This window comes from Fibrobacter sp. UBA4309 (genome assembly GCF_002395745.1).
Lineage (GTDB): Bacteria > Fibrobacterota > Fibrobacteria > Fibrobacterales > Fibrobacteraceae > Fibrobacter.
The window spans coordinates 1-3370 of the sequence record NZ_DGUN01000079.1 but is presented as its reverse complement, the minus strand read 5'-3'; the positions used below and the strand labels follow the sequence as shown (position 1 = coordinate 3370).

Here is a 3370-nt window from a genome sequence, read left to right as displayed (position 1 = left end):
GTTTAGAAAAAGGTCGAGTGCTTCTTGTTCGCTTAGGCGGGGCATGCACTAAAGATAGAAATCGCGGCGCCCGATGGCGTCGCGAGTGCTTGAAACTTACTTGAACTGTTCGCACCACTTGGGCACGACTTCGGTCGCCTTGCCCTGGATGAACACGTCGGTATCCGGATCGTGCACCGGGATTTCGAGGTTGAGGCAGGTCACCTTCGCGCCGAATCTCTTGGCAAAGTTCTTGAATCCTGCGGCAGGGTAGACGACGCTGCTGGTACCGATATAGACGAACTCTTCGCATTCGTGGAGTGCCGCCTGGATTTCTTCCATGTAGAGCGGGACTTCTTCGAAAAATACGATGTCCGGGCGTGTTTTGGCTCCGCAGAACGGGCACTTGGTTTCGAGGGTCTCTTCGCCATCGAACATGAATTCGTGACGTTCGTCCTTCATGCAGCGGAGTTTCATCAGGTCGCCGTGCATATGCAGGACACGCTTGCTACCGGCGCGTTCGTGGAGGTCGTCCACGTTTTGCGTCACGAGCAGGAATTGGTCGCCCAGGCGCTTTTCCAGTTCGGCGAGAGCCAGGTGGGCTGCGTTGGGCTTATGTTTCGGAAGGCCCTTGCGCAAGAAATTGTAGAAGTCCATGACTCGTTTCGGGTCACGGCGGAGGGCACCGGGCGTGCAGACGTCCTCAATGTTTTCATGTTCCCACATGCCGTCGTTCCCGCGGAAGGTGCGGAGTCCGGATTCTGCGCTGATTCCTGCGCCTGTCAGTACGACCAACTTTATCGGCATAGACCTATTTTTCCTGTTCTATGAAAAATATAACCTTTTGACGGATAACGTTATACACAAAAATCACGGTTTGATTTACATCACTTGGCCAGACTGGCGAAAAACAGCGTTTCTGCCGTAATTCCCGCTTCGAAGTCGGGGAGGTACAGACTTTCGTTTTCGCCGTGGGCGGCACATTCCGGGTCTTCGAGGCCAGTCATCAGTATGGGAATGTCACCGAGGGTGCTGCGGAAAAGTTCGGCGCCGGGGATGCTTGCCCCGCATCCGATGAATTTTGTCGGCTGCCCGTAGGCTTCGGCCATGGCGTCGCCCATTTTTTTGAAGAAGGGGTGGGCGATGTCGGTCGTGAACGGGTTCGCGCCGTCTTCGGCGGTGATGCTGCATTCCATGCCGCTCGGCACGTGCTGGTGCAGGAACTCCACGAGCATCTGGGTGCAGGCTCCGGCATCCATGCCGGGGGCGAGCCGGATGCCGATGCGGGCGTAGGCGCTGTCTTGCAGTACGTTCCCCGCATTGGTCCGGCTCCCCACTTCCATCGCGGTGACCACGATGGAAGGCCTGCGCCACAGCGTCTCGAGAATCTTGTCGCCGGGAACGTTCAGCTTTACGCAGTCGAGTACGCCGCCTTCCTTGCGGAACGTCTCTTCGCTGTACCCGAGACTCCTGTAAGACTCGAGTTCTTCGGGCGTAGGCGGTACGATGCCGTCTTCGAAATGTGGGATGGCGATGTTCCCGTCTTTGTCTGTCAGTGCCGAAATCATGCGGCACAAAGCCTGTCCCGGGTCGGGAATCGGTCCGGACCAGCTTCCGGAATGGAGGGGGGCCTTGGTGCTCTTGAGCGTCACGTTCACGGCGCTCATGCCGCGCAGTGTGGTTGTGATGGAAGGTACGCCTTTCGCAAAATTGCCGAGGTCGGCTATGATGACGGCATCGCTGTGGAGCAGGTCCGTGTTCTTGGCGAGGATTTCTTCGAATCCCGCACTTCCGGATTCCTCTTCGCCCTCGATGATGAACTTCAGGTTCGGACCCTTGTCTCCGAGAATCTCGCGGACCAGCCGTGCGGCGGCGATATGCGTGATGATTCCCGCCTTGTCGTCGGCAGTGCCGCGCCCGTACAGCCTGTCTCCACGGACTTCCGGTTCGAACGGGGCGCTTTTCCACAGGGCCTCGCGCATGGGGGGCTGCACGTCGTGGTGCGCATAGAGCAAGACGGTCGGATTTTCGGGTTTTGTCAGGCTTTCGGCATACACGCTAGGCCTGCCGCTGGGCGGGAGCAGGAACTGCACGTTGGTAAATCCCGCTTCGGTGAACATTTTCTTGACGGCCTCGGCGCTGTCGAGGACGAATTTCTGGTCAAAGTTGTCGAAACTGATGGATGGGATGCGCACGAGTTGCTTCAGGGCTTTGATATAGCCCGGCATGCCTTCGTGAATTCTTTTTTCTATTTCAGAAACCACTTTTTATACCTCTTTTTTTATAATTTATAATTATATGGCTGTAGAATGTATCAATCACGAATATTACCTGCGTTTTAGCGACCGCATTTTGGCGTTGATACGGCGCATTTTCCATAAATCCCCGGAGTTCCGCCACGATTCGTTCAAGCATGTGGCTCGCTTTGCCCCCCTTATCCCATTCATGGGTGGCAGGCCGGACTTGAGCAAGCCGTTAAGGCGCGTCATTACCTTTTCGGACCACAGCAATTCCCTTTATTTTGGTTGTCCGATTATTTTGGCTGCAGGGGCGAACAAGACCGCCGAAAGAATTTGTGATTATGCGAATGTGGGCTTTGGCGGCATTACCGTAGGTACGGCTACCCGCAATTTCCGCGAAGGCAATACCCATAGGCCGCGAATCGGTTTCCTGGAAAAGGACAGGGCCATCTACAACAGCATGGGCCTCAACAACGAAGGTGTCGAAGTCATTGCCAAGCGCGTCGACGAACAGCTCGTGAAGGCGCACAAGGCCGGTCTCTGCGTTGGCATTTCCGTGGCCGAGACTCCCGGGCTTACCGATCCCGAAGAAAAGCTGAAGGATATCATCGAAAGTTTTTCGATTGCCTACAAGGCTGGCGACTACATAGAAATCAACGTGAGCTGCCCCAATACGGGCGAATCCCGCGTCGACCTCGACATGAGTTTTTCGGAACGCATCTTCACCGAAATCATGAATTTCCGCAATACGCTCGGGCTGCGTAAGGCCGTGTACGCCAAGCTGAGCCCCGACCTTTCGGAACGCCACCTGATAGCTATCATGGAAATGCTCGTGCGTACGGGCGTGAACGGCGTGGTCATCGGCAATACGTACCCGACGGCCAAGATTAGCGAGGTTCCCGCTACGACCAAGTACAAGGAATTGACACCGCTCCGTGCCGACGGCGACTGCGGCGGACTTTCTGGCCGCCCGCTGTACGAAAACATGATTTGGAACGTGAAGTACATACGTGAACATTACCCGCAAATGAGCATTATCGCTTGCGGTGGAATTGACCACGGGTACAAGGTATACGACCTCATCAAGATGGGTGTCGATGCCGTTCAGTGCTATTCTGTTGTCGCTTTCCGCTGGATGGCGGCCCACGCGA

The 3370-nt window shown here is 55.8% G+C and carries 3 protein-coding genes; 1 reads left to right on the top strand and 2 read right to left on the bottom strand.

Annotated elements, in window-relative coordinates; all coding sequences use genetic code 11:
* Positions 1 to 96 precede the first annotated feature (96 nt).
* Both B3M32_RS11940 and B3M32_RS11935 read right to left on the bottom strand, forming a co-directional pair.
* On the bottom strand, positions 97 to 786 hold the full coding sequence (locus B3M32_RS11940) for an SIR2 family NAD-dependent protein deacylase (RefSeq protein ID WP_290747196.1): 690 nt from the start codon (positions 784 to 786) through the stop codon (positions 97 to 99).
* A gap of 80 nt (positions 787 to 866) precedes the next feature.
* Entirely contained in the window at positions 867 to 2243 is a 1377-nt protein-coding gene (locus B3M32_RS11935; protein WP_290747194.1) for a M20/M25/M40 family metallo-hydrolase, read from the bottom strand.
* A 34-nt stretch (positions 2244 to 2277) separates the two neighbouring features.
* Between B3M32_RS11935 and B3M32_RS11930 the strand changes: the two genes are divergently transcribed.
* Positions 2278 to 3370, top strand: a 1093-nt coding sequence (locus tag B3M32_RS11930) for a dihydroorotate oxidase (protein WP_290747192.1), incomplete at its 3' end; no start/stop codon positions are given.

Bases quoted from the DNA above. Each gene is read 5' to 3' on its own strand.
- B3M32_RS11940 (WP_290747196.1), bottom strand. From the start codon at position 786: ATGCCGATAAAGTTGGTCGTACTGACAGGCGCAGGAATCAGCGCAGAA.